General features: G+C 44.4%; 13 protein-coding genes. 9 read left to right on the top strand and 4 right to left on the bottom strand.

Features of this window, described 5'->3' with window-relative positions:
• Nucleotides 1-101: 101 nt before the first annotated feature.
• Both ABHV44_RS04035 and ABHV44_RS04040 read right to left on the bottom strand, forming a co-directional pair.
• Complete coding sequence (locus ABHV44_RS04035) at nt 102-608, bottom strand: RNA polymerase sigma factor (RefSeq protein WP_459073373.1); 507 nt, start codon at nt 606-608, stop codon at nt 102-104.
• 194 nt (nt 609-802) lie between these two features.
• Nucleotides 803-1684: a MerR family transcriptional regulator gene (locus tag ABHV44_RS04040; RefSeq protein ID WP_459073374.1), complete on the bottom strand. Its 882-nt coding sequence runs from the start codon at nt 1682-1684 to the stop codon at nt 803-805.
• Between the two features lie 157 nt (nt 1685-1841).
• On the opposite strand from ABHV44_RS04040, the gene ABHV44_RS04045 reads away from it, so the two are divergent.
• From ABHV44_RS04045 to ABHV44_RS04075, 7 genes are all read left to right on the top strand, one after another.
• A complete protein-coding gene (locus tag ABHV44_RS04045; RefSeq protein WP_459073375.1) occupies nt 1842-3047 on the top strand; it encodes a GlmU family protein in 1206 nt (401 codons plus the stop codon).
• A gap of 133 nt (nt 3048-3180) precedes the next feature.
• Nucleotides 3181-5616 carry an endopeptidase La gene (gene lon / locus ABHV44_RS04050; RefSeq protein ID WP_459073376.1) on the top strand — a complete coding sequence of 812 codons (2436 nt, stop codon included), beginning with the start codon at nt 3181-3183 and terminating at the stop codon, nt 5614-5616.
• A gap of 148 nt (nt 5617-5764) precedes the next feature.
• Nucleotides 5765-6796 (top strand): type IX secretion system protein PorQ, encoded by a 1032-nt coding sequence (gene porQ, locus ABHV44_RS04055; RefSeq protein WP_459073377.1) that lies wholly within the window; start codon nt 5765-5767, stop codon nt 6794-6796.
• Nucleotides 6797-6891: 95 nt separating this feature from the next.
• Nucleotides 6892-7620, top strand: coding sequence for a (d)CMP kinase (gene cmk, locus ABHV44_RS04060; RefSeq protein WP_459073378.1), 729 nt, complete (start codon nt 6892-6894; stop codon nt 7618-7620).
• A gap of 152 nt (nt 7621-7772) precedes the next feature.
• Complete coding sequence (locus ABHV44_RS04065) at nt 7773-10742, top strand: glycoside hydrolase family 3 N-terminal domain-containing protein (protein WP_459073379.1); 2970 nt, start codon at nt 7773-7775, stop codon at nt 10740-10742.
• A complete protein-coding gene (gene bshA / locus ABHV44_RS04070) occupies nt 10739-11881 on the top strand; it encodes an N-acetyl-alpha-D-glucosaminyl L-malate synthase BshA (protein ID WP_459073380.1) in 1143 nt (380 codons plus the stop codon). The genes ABHV44_RS04065 and bshA overlap by 4 nt, the downstream gene beginning before the upstream one ends.
• Nucleotides 11882-11894: 13 nt before the next feature.
• Complete coding sequence (locus ABHV44_RS04075; RefSeq protein WP_459073381.1) at nt 11895-12485, top strand: hypothetical protein; 591 nt, start codon at nt 11895-11897, stop codon at nt 12483-12485.
• On the opposite strand, the gene ABHV44_RS04080 is transcribed toward ABHV44_RS04075, so the two are convergent.
• Both ABHV44_RS04080 and ABHV44_RS04085 read right to left on the bottom strand, forming a co-directional pair.
• Nucleotides 12482-12910 carry a type II 3-dehydroquinate dehydratase gene (locus ABHV44_RS04080; protein WP_459073382.1) on the bottom strand — a complete coding sequence of 143 codons (429 nt, stop codon included), beginning with the start codon at nt 12908-12910 and terminating at the stop codon, nt 12482-12484. The genes ABHV44_RS04075 and ABHV44_RS04080 overlap by 4 nt on opposite strands.
• A 34-nt stretch (nt 12911-12944) precedes the next feature.
• Nucleotides 12945-15905 (bottom strand): hypothetical protein, encoded by a 2961-nt coding sequence (locus ABHV44_RS04085; RefSeq protein WP_459073383.1) that lies wholly within the window; start codon nt 15903-15905, stop codon nt 12945-12947.
• A gap of 80 nt (nt 15906-15985) precedes the next feature.
• On the opposite strand from ABHV44_RS04085, the gene ABHV44_RS04090 reads away from it, so the two are divergent.
• Both ABHV44_RS04090 and ABHV44_RS04095 read left to right on the top strand, forming a co-directional pair.
• Entirely contained in the window at nt 15986-17107 is a 1122-nt protein-coding gene (locus ABHV44_RS04090; protein ID WP_459073384.1) for an NAD(P)/FAD-dependent oxidoreductase, read from the top strand.
• A gap of 65 nt (nt 17108-17172) precedes the next feature.
• Nucleotides 17173-19503 carry a hypothetical protein gene (locus tag ABHV44_RS04095; RefSeq protein WP_459073385.1) on the top strand — a complete coding sequence of 777 codons (2331 nt, stop codon included), beginning with the start codon at nt 17173-17175 and terminating at the stop codon, nt 19501-19503.
• Nucleotides 19504-19528 lie beyond the last annotated feature (25 nt).

Raw genomic sequence — 19528 nt, forward strand, 5'->3', positions numbered from 1 at the left:
GGCTTTCTATAATCTTGTATTTTGATAATCAGAAGTCTGCTCTGGCAATCATTAATGAATCCAGATTTTAAAGCCCGAGATCCGGGAAATGTCAAACTTCTTTAGAATCTAAAATCCTTTAACTTTCTAGTCAATTTCTTTCTGGCGTGGAAAATTCTCGATTTCACTGTACCCATCGGAATTTGAAGAGTATCAGCAATTTCATCGTAGTGATAACCCTCCAAAAACATTGAGAATGGAATTCTGTAATCATCACTCAAATCATTAATCTCTTTCCAAATATCTTTCTCACTGATTTGTGATGAAATACTATCAAATGAGAAGTTCAATGAAGAGTTGATGTAGTAGTTGTTATCCGTTGAGTCGGTAATCGTGTTTTGAAACACCTTTCTTTTGTAATTATTGATGAAGATATTTCTCATGATGGTATATAACCAACCTTTAATATTGGTCCCCTCCTGAAAATTGTCTTTATAACGAAATGCTTTAAGGAAAGTATCTTGCAGCAAATCGTCTGCTGCCTGCCCATCTCTTGTAAATTTAAGAGCAAAACCTCTTAAGTACTGTGCGTTGCTTGTGAGAAGATCTCCGAATTCTAATGTTGACATGACTTCTGGTTTTTGTTTAACAATTCAAAGCAAATATTAAACATAAATGGATACGAACCAAATTTTTGTTGAACTTTTTTTGATTAACACTTAAACAACGTGTTCTTATTATTCCACAACAAAACACATTGATCAAATCAATGTTACGGGCTCTAATCCGACAGATTAATATCAAAAACCGGGGGAATAATTTTTTATACGAGAGAAGACAAAATAGACTCCGCGCTGTCGTGTATGCGTATCAGTTCTTTACGTGGGCTTGTCTTACCGACAGTTGCAGCACCTGTAAAGTGAAATGTGCAATTCGTATCAGCAAAAGACTCCACAAGGTGTGTAAAATATTTCTCAATATCACCCTGAACATGACAACTTGTAAGGAATGAGACAAATGTAACAGGACCCAGTCGATCAACAACCTGATCGAGATCACTCAGAGGTACATTTTGTCCAAGAAAAATACTGCGATGACCTGCAAACCGGAAAACGTAGTGCAACATGAGAAGACCCAGGTCGTGCATTTCTTCCTCTGGCAGATACAACACGTAGATCTTTTGGTCATCCCTTACCTCAACAGGAAGGGCATCTACATAAGTATACACCTTTTGCCTGATAAGATTAGAAACAAAATGTTCCTGGGCCGGACAAATAGCGCTGGTTTGCCAAAGCACTCCGATCTGGCTGAGGAAAGGAATAAAAATCGATTTGAAAGCTTGCTCCACATCGTGGTCTGCAAGAAAGCGATCCATCACATTATTGAATAGCAACTCATCGTAGTTGAGCATAGCCAATTTCATGATGTTGAGAAGGTGACTTTCTTCGGAATCCACCGAAGCACTTTCGGCTATAATCTTGCTCATCTCTTCTTCGCTCATCTTAGCCACCTTGGAAATTCGGTAACCCATTTGACAGAGCAGCGAAACATTAAGAAGGAGCTTTAAGTCCTCATCGCGATAGAAACGAATATTTGTATCTGTTCGTCCGGGATTGAGCAGGTCATAACGCTGCTCCCACATGCGAATAGTATGCGCTTTGATTCCGGATAGACTCTCCAGATCTTTGATGGAAAACTCTGCCATTTTAATTTAGTTGCAATTTTACAGCGGCTGACTTACACAAGATACTTGAACAAGAAGTGCTGTCGATAAGTTCACCGAATATCTCTTAAATACCGTAAAATTGTAGAATTGTTTTACCCATACGGAGAAATATTTAACCAAAAACACAGATTGCTCCATGAATAATTACCTTCTTTTCGAAGACAATAGAGAAATTAAGTTTCGACCGCTCTCGCTCACGAGGCACTTATCCAACTTGCGGTTTGGCATTTCTACACTCAAAGAAAAATGGGAGTTGATGCTTAAAAGTTCCACTTCTTGTCATCTGATTGAGGAAAGAAGATATCTGGGGAAAAAATACCACGGTGTTTACACAGACAATAATATTCTGATCAACTCCCGAATAATTCCTGACAGTGAGTTGATTGCGCACATTCACAACCTGGAGCTCAACACCTGCCTCACAAGTGGCAACACCATTTTGGCCTGCCGACTTGGTAAGAAAAGTGCCGAATCCTTTGATCCTGAATCAGAAAGCGAAAACACCCAAAGAAGAGAATACACACCTAAAAACACTCTTTTCTCGGTTAAACAGATTACCGACATTTTCTCTAAAAACAGAGAAGCCATCAGTTTCGATTTTAAATTGCTCACCAAAGGACGAACTTCTCTCAAGCTCTCCGATTCTGTTCATCACATTGGCAAACCTGAAGACTTGTTTCTCGAAGAAGGCGCCAAGGTTCCACTCTGCTCTATCAACACCAGTTCAGGACCAGTTTACATTGGTAAAAACGTGGAAGTAATGGAGGGAGCAATGCTTCGCGGACCACTCGCCCTTTGCGATCATTCGGTAGTGAAAATGGGAGCCAAAGTTTATGGAGCGTCCACCGTGGGGCCCTGGAGCAAAATTGGAGGCGAAGTAAACAATTGCGTTTTTCAGGGCTACTCCAACAAAGCTCACGATGGATTTTTGGGAAACTCTGTAATTGGTGAGTGGTGCAACCTCGGAGCTGACACAAACTGCTCCAACCTCAAAAACAACTACGGAAGTGTCAGAATCTGGGATTTTCAAAAAGAAGACTACGCTAGCTCCGGGCTCATTTTTTGCGGACTTCTCATGGGTGATCACAGCAAATGCGGAATCAACACCATGTTTAATACCGGCACTACGGTAGGAGTGAATGCCAATATTTTTGGAGGAGGCTTTCCTCCAAAATACATCCCTTCATTTTCGTGGGGTGGCGAAAACACCTGGGAAGAATACAATCTGGATAAAGCTCTGGACGTGGCCGAAACGGTTTATGCCAGAAGAAATCTCGAACTGGAAGAAACCGATCGTGAAATTCTGAAATACATTTTCGAAAACACACGCCATTCATTCTAAAATCCCGCTGAATCCAATTTTTTTTGCGCCACATTTTCTGGCTTTCTCACAACTTCTACGACAGAATTGCAGTACTTGCTGGTTGGCATATCAATTGACCACATCCGACTGCCAAAAAACAACGACAACAAATATGAATTTTGACGATATAATTTTGAAAATGGGAGATGGGAAAGACAACGACTTTATCCCATTGATCACGGCAGAGGATGAAGAGGAGATGAACCGGGAAGACACTCCTGCAGAACTACCGATTTTGCCCCTGCGCAATACGGTACTTTTCCCGGGTGTTGTTATTCCAATTACCGTAGGAAGAGACAAATCCATCAAATTGATTCAGGACGCCAATAAAGGTGACAAGACTATTGGGGCTGTCTCGCAAAAAGACGAAAGTGTTGAAGAGCCGGAATTTGATGACCTGAACAAAATCGGAACAGTAGCAACCATCATCAAAACACTCAAAATGCCTGATGGAAACACGACTGTGATCATTCAGGGAAAAAAGAGGTTTGAGCTGGAAGAGATTGTGCACGAAGATCCTTACCTCAAGGCAAAGGTGAAATCACATCCCGATTTGAAGGTTGAGAAATCGGACAACTTAGACGCTCTCCAACAAGCCCTGAAAGAGCTCTCGCAGAAAATCATCAACCTCTCGCCAAATATTCCTTCTGAAGCGAGTTTTGCTATTCAGAATATCGAGAGCCTTTCTTTCCTCGCTAACTTCATTTCGAGCAACATGAATGCATCGGTGAAGGAGAAGCAAAAACTGCTGGAGCTCACAAATCTCGAAGAGCGTGCTCAGCAAGTTTTGAAGCACCTCAACAAGGAAATTCAAATGCTCGAGCTCAAAACCGATATCCAGTCGAAGGTAAAGACCGATATCGACAAACAGCAACGCGAGTACTATCTGCACCAGCAGATGAAAACTATTCAGGAAGAACTAGGGAACAATCCAATTCAGGAAGAAATAAAAGAGAAGCGCGAAAAAGCCAAAAAGAAAAAATGGCCAGAACACGTGGCCAAGGCTTTTGAAAAAGAGATTTCGCGCCTCGAGCGGACCAATCCACAAGGCGCAGAATTTTCCGTTCAGGCAAACTACGTGGATATGCTGCTGGATTTGCCCTGGGAAGAATACTCCGAAGACAACTTCGACCTAAAGCACGCTCAGGAAGTTTTGGACAGAGACCACTACGGCCTTGAAAAAGTGAAGGAACGAATTCTGGAGCACCTCGCTGTTTTGAAGTTGAAAGGCGACATGAAAGCGCCAATCATCTGTTTGCACGGACCTCCGGGAGTTGGTAAAACCTCGCTTGGTAAATCTATTGCCGAAGCTCTGGGAAGGAAGTACCTAAGAATGTCTCTTGGTGGAGTGCGTGACGAAGCCGAAATCCGCGGTCACAGAAAAACTTACATCGGTGCATTGCCAGGACGAATCATGCAAAACCTCAAAAAAGCCGGAACTTCAAACCCACTTTTTGTTTTGGATGAAATCGACAAACTGGGTAAGAGTCACCAGGGCGATCCATCTTCTGCCCTACTCGAGGTACTTGACCCCGAACAGAACACCACGTTTTACGACAACTATGTGGAGCTGGAATACGACCTGTCAAAAGTGATGTTCCTGGCCACCTGTAACTCTTTGAATACGATTCAGCCGGCACTTCGCGACAGAATGGAAATTATTGACGTCACAGGCTACACGGTGGAAGAGAAAATCGAAATCGCCAAAAGGCATCTCATCCCAAAACAATTGCGTGAAAACGGCCTGAAAGAGGATCAGATAAAAATTAACCCTGACACGCTTGAAACCATCATCGAAACGTATACAAATGAGTCGGGCGTGCGAGGGTTGGAAAAAAGAATATCGAAACTGGTTAGGAATCGAGCCAAACAAATTGCCCTGGAAGAAAAGTTCAAGGTTGAGATTAAACCAGACGAACTGCCAGCAATTCTCGGTCCTTCACACGAAAAAGATAAATATCAGAACAACGATGTGGCGGGCGTAGTAACTGGTCTTGCCTGGACGCCAACCGGTGGTGACATTCTGTTTATTGAAACGAGTCTCACTAAAGGAAAAGGCAAGTTGACCCTAACCGGTAACCTGGGTGATGTGATGAAAGAATCGGCCATGATCGCACTCGAATACTTAAAAGGTCACAGCGACCGATTAAATCTCGATCAGGACATTTTCGACAAGTGGAATGTGCACGTTCACGTCCCACAGGGAGCCATTCCAAAAGATGGCCCATCAGCCGGGATTACAATTCTCACAGCACTCGCCTCAGCATTTACTCAACGAAAAGTAAAGAAATTCCTGGCCATGACTGGTGAGATCACACTTCGTGGAAAAGTGCTTCCTGTTGGTGGTGTGAAAGAAAAGATACTCGCAGCCAAGCGCGCTGGAATTAAAGAGATTGTGCTTTCCGAGAGAAACAGAATGGACGTAGAAGAGATAAATGATCGATACCTCAAAGGCCTCGAATTTCACTACGTTGAAGAAATGATCGATGTGATCGAACACTCGCTATTGAAAGAGAAAGTTACCAATCCCGTAAAAGTGATGGGATAAAAATCATTTGCAGACTTGCTCTAATCCCCGGAGATTTTAGATCTTCGGGGATTAATTTTTTAAAAGCGGCCATAGCTGCAAAATATTGATTCAAACCTCGCGTTCCTTTGCTGTTCAACAACCGAGATTAATACCAAAACTAAAGTTAGTGCGGACTATATTTCTTTCAACCGTTTTAGCTCTCTGTTCGATTGTCGCTCAGGCTCAACTGGGTGGACAAACAATCTTTCAGTCTTTGAATGTTCCCAGCTCGGCTCGTGTTGCAGCCCTTGGAGGAAACAACATCGCGGTAAAAGACAGCGACCTCAACCTGGCGATTTACAATCCTGCACTTCTCGATAGCGCTACGTCAAATCAAGTAGCTCTCAGCTACGTCAACTATTTCTCGGACGTAAATTTTGGATTTGCCAGCTACGCAAAAAATATTGATTCGGCTCTCACCATGGCCGCCACTATCCAATACGCCAATTTTGGCGATTTCACAGAAACGAATTTTATCGGTGAAGAAACGGGTTCTTTCACTGCTGGCGATTATGCTTTTATCGTTGGTGCGGGTTATAAAATTGATACGAATTTTACAATCGGAGCAAACGCCAAAGTGATCTACTCCACTCTGGTTGACTACTCAGCCTTAGGCGGTGCTGTAGATCTTGCCGGTGTTTATCATTCCAAAAAACGAAGGTTCACTGCCGCGCTGGTCATGAAAAATATTGGCTACCAGTTCAACAACTACACAAGCGACAATGTCGAGGAGATGCCCTTTGAAATTCAGGTTGGAATTTCGAAAAAACTTAAACACGCACCATTCCGCTTCACTGTGATTGCGGAAAACCTCCAGCAGTGGGATCTCACTTACGACAATCCAAATGATCAGCCCGAAGTAGATCCGGTTTCCGGGGAAGTAGTAGAAGACAATTCCTTCGAATTTGGCGACAAGCTCATGAGACACATCGTGCTCGGTGCAGAAGTTTTGATCACAGAGAACATCAACGTTCGGTTGGGCTACAATTACCGCAGAAGGCAAGAGCTGAAAATCAACGACAGACCCGGCACAGCAGGGCTGAGCTGGGGCGTTGGATTTAAAATCTCAAGGTTCGAGATTAGCTACGGAAGAGCAAGCTATCACCTGGCAGGGCCTTCGAATCACTTCACGCTGACTACCAACCTCAGCAGTTGGTAATGTGCGGATTACGTTTTTCCGATCCAATTGATAACCGATTCCTTTTGACCTGAGCCATCAATTCAGGTATATTTACCTTCCAAAACGCGGTTCCGGTGAAAAAGAAGATCAACATTGCTATTGACGGCTATTCGAGCTGTGGTAAAAGCACACTTGCAAAGGCACTCGCCAAAGCACTCAACTACATTTACATCGACTCAGGTGCAATGTACAGAGCCATGACGCTCTACGCCCTCCAAAACAATTTGATCAAAAACAACGAGGTTGACACCGAAGGTCTGATTCGCGCTCTGGACAACGTCTACATCACCTTTAAGTACAACACAGACACCATGCAGAGTGAAACTTACCTGAACGCCAAGAATGTGGAAAAAGCCATTCGCAGCATGCAGGTTTCGCGCAGCGTAAGTCTTGTGAGCAATATTCGCGAAGTTCGTTCAAAGCTAGTGAGACTTCAAAAGCGCATGGCAGAGTCAAAAGGAGTTGTGATGGACGGTAGAGATATAGGCACAGTAGTTTTGCCACATGCCGAGGTAAAGTTTTTTATGAATGCCGCTCCTGAAGTTCGTGCTCAGCGAAGATTTGAAGAATTGAAGCAAAAAGGAGTTGACGTGACTTTTGACGAAGTCATGGAAAACATCACAACGCGAGATCACACAGACTCTAACCGCTCTGCCGATCCACTCAGGCAAGCCGATGACGCCATCGTTTTGGACAACACTGATCTCACTATCGAAGAACAGTTCAACTTCATGATGAAACAAATAGTGGAACTAGTGGAAAGCAACTCGACCAAAGCTGAGACGACTGCTAACCCAAACTAGAAGCACTAGCCGCAAGAATCCAATTACTTCTCACCTTCAGGTGTTCACATTTCAATAAATTCCTACAGAACACCGTTTTGATTATCCATAAATTTGACGCTTGACTTTAGGACAAAATCCTATCTGAAAACAATAGAAAACTAGGTGAGCACATGAGCAAAGTTTTTTTAACCTGGCTTGGATTACTGATTTTGGGAAGCTCTATGCTCAATGCAGACTGCAACGAGTTTAAGCCTTCCACACCACCGCCATTTCTGGAAAATAAAAACAATAGCTGGGCCGACAGCGTGCTCCAAAGTATGACTCTTCGTCAAAAAATCGGACAGCTATTTATGGTAGCCGCCTGGAGCGATCACCGCGAAAACAAAGAAGAACTCGACAGCCTCATTAAAAACCACCATATTGGCGGACTCATTTTTTTCCAGGGTGGCCCGGTTAGGCAAGCCCAGCTCACCAATCACTATCAATCGATCTCAGAAACTCCGCTATTCGTAGCCATGGATGCCGAATGGGGACTCGGAATGCGCCTCGACAGTGTGATCACTTACCCGCGCCAAATGACACTTGGAGCGCTTGAAGACAATGGGTTGATATACCAGTTTGGTGCCGACATGGCCGACCAGCTTAAACGTCTTGGTGTTCACATTAGCTTCTCTCCGGTAATCGATGTCAACAACAATCCGGAAAATCCGGTGATCAACAATCGCTCTTTTGGCGAAAACAAATACGAAGTAGCCGAAAAAGGGCTGGCTTATATGCGTGGATTACAGGATAATTTCATTCTGGCCAATGGCAAGCATTTTCCTGGCCACGGTGACACCGACACGGACAGCCACAAGGATTTGCCGGTAATCGATCACGACATCTTAAGACTCGACAGCCTGGAGATGTATCCTTTTAAAAAGCTGATGGACGAAGGTCTTGCCAGCATAATGGTCGCTCACCTCAACATTCCTGCGCTGGATTCTACTGAGGAACTCGCCTCTACCCTTTCAAAGAAAATTGTTACTGATCTGCTTCGCAAACAGATGCAGTACGAAGGACTCGTTTTCACCGATGCGCTAAACATGAAGGGTGTGTCGAAATATTTTGAACCGGGAGAGCTCGATCTAAAAGCTCTAATGGCCGGAAACGATGTTCTGCTTTTCCCGGAAGATGTACCCGTTGCGATCGACAAAATTGAGGAAGCAGTGAAAGACGGAAAGTTGACTGAAAAGGAAATTGACGAACACTGCATGCGGATTTTGAAAGCCAAAAAGTGGTGTGGGCTGGATAGCATTGCTCCTATAAAAACAGAAAATCTCTATCAGGATCTCAACCACTCGGAGTTTTTAGCAAACCGCAGAAAAATGATTGAGCAGTCCATCACTGTTCTCACGAATAAAAACGACTTAATTCCGATCACTGATCATTTCAAAAAAGACATGGCAGTGGTCAACATTGGCACCGATCAATCTGAAGATTTTAGCGAGATGTTCTCGCGGAACTTTCAGTTTGACGAATATTTCGTTGAAAGAACTCCTGATTTTGCCACAATCAAATCGATGACCAGCGATCTTGGAAAGTACGATCTGGTTGTTTTTAATTTTCTCAATACCAGCAACCGCACATCTATCAATTTTGGAATCACCGAGCAGGCCATGCGCATTGTGCAGTCGGTAAATGGCAAAACGAAGGTGATTACTAATCTGTTCGCCAATCCTTATGCCCTCAGAGACTTCAAGGGGTTGCAGAAAATTGATGCCCTGGTTATTGCCTATCAGGACGATTCCACTACACAACATTCTGTAGCTAACCTGATAGCTGGCGCCATCGGAGCAAAGGGCAAGTTACCTGTCTCGATTTCTGATCGCTTTGAAGCTGGTTACGGACTGGAGACTCAGGGCAATTTGAGGCTGATGCACTCCGAGCCCGAAATTGTCGGAATTCCATACGACTCTCTCTTGGCCATTGACACGATTGCGATGGAAGGAATCACCGAACAGGCTTATCCAGGCTGCAGGGTTCTCATTGCCAAAAGCGGCCGCATTATCTGGGATAAATCCTATGGTCATCAGACTTACGAAGAGAAGCTTCCGGTGAATGAAAATACGGTTTACGACCTGGCGAGTGTTACCAAAATTTTTGCATCGACAGCTTCTGTGATGAAATTGCAGGATGAGGAAGAGCTAAGCGTAGATTACAACCTTTGCGACTACCTCGACATTTCAGATACCACGGCTTGCTACAACATCAACCTCAAGGAAATGATGTCGCATTTTGCTCGACTGAAACCCTGGATTCCGTTTTACCTGGAAACACTCGACAAGGGAAGGCTCGATCCGAAACTCTACAGAAATGCTCCTGAAGAAGGCTTTTCAACCCAGGTGACCGAAAACCTGTACATCAACAACACCTACGCAGACTCAATATTTAACAATATTGCGAACTCCGCACTGAGGCCCACCCAGGAATATCGTTACAGCGATTTGGGTTTCTATTTTATTAAGCGAATCATTGAAGACATCTCTGAACAGCCACTTGAAGAGTTTGTTGCCGAAAAATTCTACAGCCCTCTTAAACTAGAGACAATGGGCTATTTGCCTCTCGAGCGCCTCGACCTTGAACGCATTGCACCTACGGAGTACGACATGCTCTTTAGAAAAGAATTAGTTCACGGTTATGTCCATGATCCAGGAGCTGCGATGATCGGTGGAGTTGCAGGCCATGCCGGACTTTTCTCCAATGCACAAGATGCTGCAGTGATGATGCAAATGTTTATGAACAAAGGAAGCTACGGTGGAGTGAACTACATCAAGCCGGAGACGGTTGAGTACTTTACCACTTGTCACTACTGCGATCAGGACAATCGCAGAGGAGTTGGATTTGACAAACCTTCTATCGAAGGCCCGGGACCATCGGCTAAAAGTGCGAGTAAATCGAGTTTTGGTCACTCGGGCTTCACTGGAGTGGTTGTATGGGCAGATCCCGAATACGAGTTGGTCTATATTTTTCTGTCGAACAGGGTTTACCCAAATGCCGAAAACCGCAAGCTGATCGACATGGACATCAGAACAAGAATTCACCAGGTGGTTTACGATGCGTTAGACGCACCTGTAAGAAAAGAATTGGCGAAAAAATGAAAATAGGAATTGTGTGTTACCCCACATTTGGGGGAAGTGGTGTTGTCGCCACCGAGCTTGGAAAAGCGTTGGCTAAAAAGGGCCACGAAATACATTTCATCACTTACAACCAACCTGTCAGGTTAGGTTCATTCAGAAAAAACATTTACTACCACGAGGTAAATGTTTCTGACTACCCTTTGTTCGACTACCCGCCTTACGAACTGGTTTTGGCCAGTAAGATGGTCGATGTGGTTAAGTACGAAGAACTGGATCTACTGCACGTTCATTACGCCATTCCTCACGCCTCTGCAGCGTACACTGCGAAGAAAATTTTAGAATCTCAGGGCATTTCTCTGCCGGTGATTACAACACTCCACGGAACGGATATCACACTTCTCGGAAAAGACGCTTCGTTTGAGCCGGTGATTAGCTTTGCCATTAATCAGAGCGATGCCGTGACAGCAGTTTCTAACAGTCTGAAGAACGATACCTACAAACTTTTTGGAGTCGATAAAGACATTTCGGTGATTCCAAACTTCGTGAAGATGGAAAGTCTGCAGTTCGAAAATAATGAAGACCTCAGGCAGCTCCATGCACCGAATGGAGAAAAATTGATAGTACACATTTCAAATTTCAGGAAGGTGAAACGCATCGAAGATATCGTGAAGGTGTTTTCGAAAGTGAGAGAAAAATTACCAGCTAGGCTTCTTCTGGTTGGTGACGGACCAGAACGAAATAGAATTGAGCATCTGTGCCGAGAAATGGGCACTTGCAGCGATGTGATTATGCTCGGTAAATTGAAAAACCCTACCGAAGTGCTGAGCATTGCAGATCTTTTTATTCTGCCGTCCGAGTCAGAGAGCTTTGGTCTTGCCGCACTCGAAGCCATGGCAGCGCACGTCCCTGTAATTTCGACCAACACTGGTGGTTTGCCAGAAGTAAACCGCCACGGAATTTCTGGAATGATGAGCGATGTCGGTGACATTGAAGATATGGCCAAGAACACGATTTATATTCTCGAAGACGAAAAAAGACTTCAAACATTTAAAGAGAACGCGTACAAACGAGCTAAGGAATTCGACATCGAGAAGATTTTGCCGATGTATGAAAAAGTCTACGCTTCTGTGTTGAACTCAAAAACAGTTGCCAGCTCTTAAGGTACTCCAGTTTATGAAACAACCCTCACCTAAGTTTATTGGAGAGCGCATTAGTTTTGTGAAGACAAAGGAACAGCTCTCGATTATTATCACTCAGGAAGTGCCAAGATGGAAAGAAACCCTGCTTCTCACCTGGCTCATGGCCTGGGTTTTCGTAGGAGTATTTTTCATTTTCGAATTAACTCAACGGACAGATCAGCAAGAGCGCATGTTTTTCACAATCGTGATTGCGTTTTGGGCCTTTTTCTTAGTGCGGATTGGAAAAGCCTACCTCTGGCGAAAAGGCGGACGAGAAATGATCTGGATCTCGCCCGGAGAGCTCACTATCAAAAATGGCTGGTGGAACTACGGAAAGGCGAAAACCTACTTCTTAGACAATGTGAAAGGAGTATCCTTAATTCCCGTAGAACCCAAAAATTTCATGCAATCACTCGATCGGTCCTTTTGGGTTGTTGGCGGTGAAAATGTTGCGATCAAGTACATGAAAAAGGAACTGCGAGTTGGAAAGCAGCTCGAGGAGCGCGAAGCTCGTCAACTGGTGATGCTCATCGATAAGAGCATTTCAGAGTTTCGCAGAAAGTCACAAAAGAAAAGCGTGGATTAGTCTTTTTTCAGAAGAAAGTCTGCCGCTGCCCGATAGCCGTAAAGCCCCATTCCAGAAATTGTAGCAGCACAAGCGGGTGCAATCATCGAATTATGTCTAAAAGACTCCCGGGCAAAAACGTTAGAAATATGTACTTCTACCACGGGCACTTCGATTGCTGCAATGGCATCGGCTATTGCAACTGAAGTGTGACTGTAGCCAGCCGCATTGAGAATGATTCCAGAGTCTTTTTCAAAACCTACTTCGTGTAATTTATTGATGATCTGTCCCTCGACATTGCTTTGAAAGTAATCGAAACCCACGTTGGGAAGTTCCTTTTTAAGTCGATCTAGAAAGCCTTCAAAAGGCTCACTTCCGTAAATTTCTGGCTCACGTTTTCCCAGCAAATTTAGATTGGGACCGTTGATAATGTGAATTTTATTCATAAAACCGGCAGAGGTAATTTAAGACCTTCGATCTTTACTGAAGTGTGTTTTGACGCCAGGTTGATTCCGTAATGCTCCTGTCGTTTTTGAAGTAGTAGGTTGAATACTTGGAGATCACTTTTTTGTAGACATCCACTCTATTACCGATACGAACCTTACGCTCGATCACCGTCATCTTACCTCCCATCATATCGTATGATGTTTCAGTAACACCTTCGGCCAGGTCTTCTGCTCCTTCAGGGAGGTTGTAGTCTTCGTAATCTGGAGCCTCGGCACCTTCTTTTTGATGCTGCTCGTTGTAGTTCACGCTTCTACGCAACTCCGACTCCTTTTGGCTGGTTTGCTTTTGATTTTGATCGCGCTCTTTGATGCGCTTAATCTCATCGTAATTGTCGTTCGAAATTCGTTCTGCACCTTTCTTTGTCTCTCGATCGCTTTCTTCTCGCTTTTGCTGAAGCTCTTCGTATTTCTGCTGTCGTCTATCCTCGGCTAGTTGAGCATAGCTTTTCTGTTGTTGACTGTAGCGCTGCTCACGCTCATCAGCTTCAGAAATGTTTTCCTGACGTACGTCCTCGCCCTTAGTCTCCATGTTTTGCTGACGCTGTCGGTACTCCTCTACGACCTGTTCATTTGACTGGCGTTGCTCTTCACCGCGCTCACTTCTCTCCCTTTCTTGTTCTCTGTAGGTTTCTTGTCGTTCCCTTTCCTGGGCGATTCTTTCCTGACGTCTTTCGTCATTATTCGCAAGCGCCTGATACTGGTCAGCCTTGCGCTGTGCCTCACCAAGATTGTAGCTTCTGCTTCGCTCAGAAATATCAGCATACTGCTCCTGATTTTGACGATCCATTTCTTTCAGGTCGCGATTGTCTGAACGGTTTTCCTCCAGCACTTCTCCTCCCTGGCGATGAATTTCCTCCATCCTTCCTTTTTTCTCATCAATGCTTTCGCGCTCCTGCTGGATATTCGATTCAGCTGCTTCACTGTACGAAGCAGTGTTTTCACGATGCTCTTGCTTTTTGCGCTCTACCTCACGATCCTTTTTTTCAAGGTCGCTTTTACGGGCTTCGCTGAAAAACTTCTCTACCTGATCCTCTTTGGACGCGTCCACATTGCTCAACAGCTCTCTCTCGCGATCTCTTTCTTCCTGCTCCTGACGTCTCCTTTCTTCAGCCAGACGCTCTTGCTCGCGCTTTTCTTCTTCGAGTTTTGCCAGACGCTGTTCCTCGGCAAGACGTTCTTGCGCCATCTGCTCCCTTTTTCTCTTCTCTTCCTCTGCTTTTCTTGCCGCCTCTTCTTCAGCGCGCTGCTCAGCCAATCGCTCGGCTTCGGCAGCATCTTGCTTTTCAGCAATTTTCTCAGTTATCCTGTCCAATCGGGAATTTGGGTACTTCTCGTTAGGCTTGATTTCGAGAGCTGCCTGATAATCTTCACGAGCACTTTCAAAATTTCCTTCATCGAATTTATCATCCGCCTGTTTGATGAGATCATCGTACTGAGCATTGAGCTCCGCCTGACGCTCAGCACGTTCTTCTGCGGCCATCTCAGATACTTTAGCAGCTATTGCCTCATCAACCTCTGTCAACTTTTGCTTTGGAAGGTTTTTATCGGGCATTAAGTCTGCTGCTTCCTGAAACTTCGCTCTGGCAGATTCAAACTCCTCATTCGCAAGCAGGCTCTCACCTTCATCGATCAATTGATTGAATTGCTCAAGCTTAGCCTGTCGCTCGGCCTCAGCTTCTTTGTCGGCAAGTCTGGCATCTCTCGCGGCAATGGCATCTTCTGCCTCGCCAATTCTATTCTTAGGATAATTTTCCTTTGGCTTTAGAGAAGCGGCCTCCTGATATTTGGCAATAGCGTCTTCGAATTCTTCCGAGTCGTAAAGTTCATCGGCACTGGCAATGAGTGATTCATACTGCTCATTCAATTCACGAGCCTCTTCGCGTTCTGCCTTAAGCCTTTCGGCCTCCTCTTTTCTATTGTTAGGGTAGCTCTCACCCGGTTTCACGGAAAGTGCTTCAGCATACTTGTCAATCGCCAGTTCGAAATCTTCACTGTCGAACGCTTCGTCAGCCTCGGCAATAATTGCTTCGTACTCTTCATTTTTCTGCTGTTTGGCAATCAGCTCTTCAATCTCTGCAATCTTGTCTTTTGGTAATTGCTCTTTTGGCTTCAGATCTGAAGCATCCTGATAATTTTGCTTCGCCTCCTCGAGTTTCCCAACGCTCATATTTTCTTCTCCGAGAGACAGAAGATTTTGATAATTTTCTTCGAGCTGTTCGGCATTTTCCAGGGCTTCTAGTGCCGCCTGAGCATCGGCTAACTTGGTTGTTGCAGTTTCGTTGTCGGGGAAAATGCCAAGTGCATCCTGAAAATCTTTTATGGCCTTCTCGTACTTCTCGTCTGCCATGTTCTCATCTCCAGAAGCAATCAACTCATCAAATTCAGCTTGCTTGGCCGCCATCTCTGCATCCAGGTTTTCAACTCGCTCAAGCTCTGCATCCAGCTCCTTTTGTCGGTTGGCTGTGTAAGCGTAGTCAAACTCAATCGAGTTCTTTTGCTCATCAAAACTGGCAATTCCAAGCGGCTCTTCAGTTACAGAGTCGTCAAAGCCCTCTGGCTTTTCAATCATACTCATATCAAGATCGGCCCGAAAGCCTCCAAATTGGTCTTCTTCGGGAATACCTTTAGTATCAAAGCGGATGATCTTCGAGATGTAGCCTTCTTTGTCGAACTCAATGTCGTAGACGTGATTCAGCGGTAAAGTAAATTCATATTTCCCATTTCCCGATGTTTCAATCTGATCGAAACTATTGCCATCGCGAAGAACGGTGATCTCTACATCACCTAGTTTTTTACCAGTTTCGTCATCTTTGACACTACCGATAATAAAAATATCTCCATTTTGCGCGACAGCACTGACTGGTGCAAGAGCAAAAGTCAGCAACAGCACTAAAAGAGGGAAAAAAGAAAAATATCTGGATATCTCTTTATTCATTATTTTCCTTGCGCAAGTTTGAATTCTGTAGAGCACAATGTAAAAGAAAACTCTACAATACAAGTCCAAAACGTAAAAATATGAATTTTAGTTATTGGGAGCGGGAATCTTTTCTTGGCGACATCGACTTTGCCATCGTGGGAAGTGGCATTGTTGGTTTGTCCACAGCCATTTACATCAAAGACAAGCATCCACGAGCAAATGTTGTGATCTTCGAAAGAGAAATGCTCCCTACCGGTGCAAGTACGAGAAATGCTGGTTTTGCTTGCTTTGGTAGTGTTAGTGAATTGCTCGATGATCTCGACAACATGAGTGAAGAGGAGCTATTGAATCTGGTTTCAATGCGATACCGGGGTTTGAAGAACTTGGAGAGCTTACTCAGTGCAGATGCTATTGACCTCAAGATGACCGGAGGAACTGAGTTTTTCTCTCCGGAACAAGAAGATCTTTTTGAGAGGTGCGAGCAAAAAATCAATTACTTCAATGCACTGCTCGAAAGTGAAATTGGCAAGGACGTCTTTTCTGTGATTAAACCCAAGAGGTTTCCATTTCGCGGTTTTCAACAAGCGATTTACAATCCGTACGAAGGCCAGATCGACACTGGAAAAATGATGTCCGCCCTATTAAAATGCGCTAATGGCAGAGGAATAAAGGTTTACAATGGAGCGAAGATTGCAAGTTTTGAAGATTGCAAGTCAAAAGTAAAGTTGGAAGTCTCTGATCGCAATTTCGAAGCCAGGCGCCTCATTGTCACTACCAATGGTTTTGCAAGTCAACTTCTTGAGGAAGTTGACGTTCAACCGGTACGGAATCAAGTGCTCATTACCGAACCAATAGAAAACCTTAGCTGGAAGGGGATATTCCACATTGAAAGAGGCTACTTCTACTTTAGAAATGTTGGCAATCGAGTATTAATAGGTGGTGGCCGCCATCTGCAAGAAGAGCAAGAAGCTACAGACAAATTTGGGCTGACAGATAATATTCAATCCGAACTCGAAAAGATACTCTACAAGCAAATTCTGCCTGACGGAAGTGAAACAAAAGTTGACATGCGCTGGAGTGGGATACTCGGAGTGGGGAGCTCGCGCAAAGTAATTATCGAACGAATATCTCCAAGGGTACTTTGCGGTGTGCGACTGGGAGGAATGGGAATTGCCATCGGCTCACTCATTGGTAAGCAGCTGGCTAACCATTTCAATTAAAGCTCTGGCTAACCTTTTAAACCTTTCTGCGTAAAGAAACCTGTGACGGACAATTAAACGCAGACATGAATTGGTTTAAGCTAAACAAAGTAATCTTTCTGCTTGCACTGCTACCTATGGGAACCAGCGCGCAGGCCTATGAAAATATCTCGAGGAACAAGGACATCGTTTTGGAAACGGTAGAACCACGAAAATTTCAATCGTGGGAACTGACTTCAAATTCCGAACTTCTTGCACATCCTCAGGACAACATGCGTACGGCTCTGGCTAATGCCACAGCACAACGCGATCATCAACTTGCATCAAATCAGCCACTTTCCGGCAACGATTCCATAGCGGTTTCTGACACCACCATTATGGAAATTCCGGCATTTCGATCATCGAGCTTGACTCTCAAACCAAGAGTTGGACTGGGTTTTGGAACACTTACTTTCTTTGGAGATGTCGGCAGTAATGAAGATGGATATAGTATTGCAAATAGTAACCTGGCCTACACCATCAGTGTTACAAACGAATTCAATCCTTATTTCGACCTTAGGCTTTATGCCATGTTCGGTCAAATTGCTGTTAATGAAAGAAGCACTGAAAGAAGACTGAATTTCAACTCGGAGGTTAGAGCTGGTGGTGCAGCCATTTCCTACAATTTTTCTCACTGGCTACCGCAAAGATCCTTTCTTGAGCCTTTCGTATCTGTAGGAATAGAAACTTTCGAATACAACTCAAAAACCGACCTCAAAGATGCCGATGGCAACTACTACCATTACTGGTCGGATGGTACAATCAGAAACATGCCGGAGGGCGCGCCAACTGCTGGTGAAGCAGACATTATTCAGCGAGATTACACCTATGAAACAGATCTACGGGAAATGGACCTGGACGGAATGGGCAAATACCCACTCAGAAACTGGTCAGTGCCGGTAGGTCTTGGAGTCAACCTCAACGTCACCGAGAGATTCGAAGTTCGCCTCGCCTCCACTTATCATTTCACATTTACCGACATGATCGACAATGTGAGTGATGCCGGTGAAGGACAGAGAAAAGGAAATGCAAGAAATGATCAGTTTTTCTACAACTCGATCTCTTTGAATTACGACCTCAACATCACTCCAACCAAAAAAGAAATTCCGAAGGTATTTGAGGAGTTTGGAGTAGAAACCGGACCAGTTGCTCAAGTAGACATGGATGGCGATAAAGACGGAATTCACGACTTTGAAGATCTGTGTCTGAACACTCCGCTTGGAGCCGCAGTAGATAACAACGGTTGTGCAATTGACACTGATGAGGATGGGGTGCCTGACTATATGGATATGGAAGCCGAAACGGCACTAAACGCACCAGTCGATAAAGATGGTGTGACTGTTACTGATGAAGAATTCTATCAGCGTTACCTCTTCTGGCATGACTCACTTTCAGTTAAAGAAAACTTCGCAAGAATTCACGCAGACAAAAAGGACATTCCTGAGTACTACGCACTCAAAGTTGGTAGTGATGGCGAAGGATTGAGCCAAACTGAAATCAATCAGGTACTGGCAATGAATGACGCCCGTTCGTTCAAGTACGATGGTGAGACCATGTATTTGGTAGGAGACTACAAGAACCTATCTGATGCGATCTCTAGAAAGCTAGCTCTGGAGTCCACTGGACTAAAGGCTGAAGTGATGCGTGGTTCCAAAGCTGGAATTGCAAGCATTCAGGAAACTGCTGATCGAGCAGAATCTCAGCTGGCCGAAAGCATGAAAACTGACAGTGTACTGAACTCTCTGGAAAACGAAAATGCCAGCATCAACACAGAACAGGTTATCTACCGTGTTCAAATTGGTGCCTATAAAAATGGAATTTCTGGCGATGTCTTCGCCAACGTGCCAGAACTATTTGAAGTAAAAGGTCAGGATGGAATTGTACGCTACTCTTCGGGAACGTTTACCAACGTGAAGGATGCTGCTGAGCGTAAAGTCGACCTCCTTGTTGACGGATTTGATGGGGCATTCATTGCAGCCTACAAAAACGGAGAGCGCGTTACTCTGGCAAGTACGGGTGTTAACGTAAGTGAGGGAGCAAAAGACGAGATCGTAGATAGAGCCGTAAATGCTGTGAATCCTGAAAACGTTTACTTCAGAGTTCAACTTGGCGCCTACGAAGAAGACATACCGACAAAAGTTCTCGACCAGTTCTTTAAAATTGGAAACGTGAAACCGATGAATTTTGGTGACGGAATTATCCGCTACATGACCACCCAATTTGACACATGGCCTGAGGCCAAGGCGATCTTGAAAAAGGCTATTGCTGCTGGAATTGATGATGCCTTCATCGTAGGTGATTTCAATGGAAAGTTCATCTCTGAAGAGGATGCGAGACTTCTCGAGAGCGGTGAAATCAGCACAGTAGATAACAACTAAACTTAAGCTTTCAGCTTTTATTTTT

Origin of the sequence: Halocola ammonii (assembly GCF_049334165.1) — a bacterium.
Taxonomy (GTDB): domain Bacteria; phylum Bacteroidota; class Bacteroidia; order Flavobacteriales_D; family Sanyastnellaceae; genus JBEGHD01.

Coding starts and splice junctions, on each gene's coding strand:
- ABHV44_RS04040 (WP_459073374.1), bottom strand. CDS start 1,684: ATGGCAGAGTTTTCCATCAAAGATCTGGAGAGTCTATCCGGAATCAAA.
- ABHV44_RS04075 (WP_459073381.1), top strand. CDS start 11,895: ATGAAACAACCCTCACCTAAGTTTATTGGAGAGCGCATTAGTTTTGTG.
- ABHV44_RS04035 (WP_459073373.1), bottom strand. CDS start 608: ATGTCAACATTAGAATTCGGAGATCTTCTCACAAGCAACGCACAGTAC.
- bshA (WP_459073380.1), top strand. CDS start 10,739: ATGAAAATAGGAATTGTGTGTTACCCCACATTTGGGGGAAGTGGTGTT.
- ABHV44_RS04080 (WP_459073382.1), bottom strand. CDS start 12,910: ATGAATAAAATTCACATTATCAACGGTCCCAATCTAAATTTGCTGGGA.
- lon (WP_459073376.1), top strand. CDS start 3,181: ATGAATTTTGACGATATAATTTTGAAAATGGGAGATGGGAAAGACAAC.
- ABHV44_RS04095 (WP_459073385.1), top strand. CDS start 17,173: ATGAATTGGTTTAAGCTAAACAAAGTAATCTTTCTGCTTGCACTGCTA.
- ABHV44_RS04090 (WP_459073384.1), top strand. CDS start 15,986: ATGAATTTTAGTTATTGGGAGCGGGAATCTTTTCTTGGCGACATCGAC.
- ABHV44_RS04045 (WP_459073375.1), top strand. CDS start 1,842: ATGAATAATTACCTTCTTTTCGAAGACAATAGAGAAATTAAGTTTCGA.
- ABHV44_RS04085 (WP_459073383.1), bottom strand. CDS start 15,905: ATGAATAAAGAGATATCCAGATATTTTTCTTTTTTCCCTCTTTTAGTG.
- ABHV44_RS04065 (WP_459073379.1), top strand. CDS start 7,773: ATGAGCAAAGTTTTTTTAACCTGGCTTGGATTACTGATTTTGGGAAGC.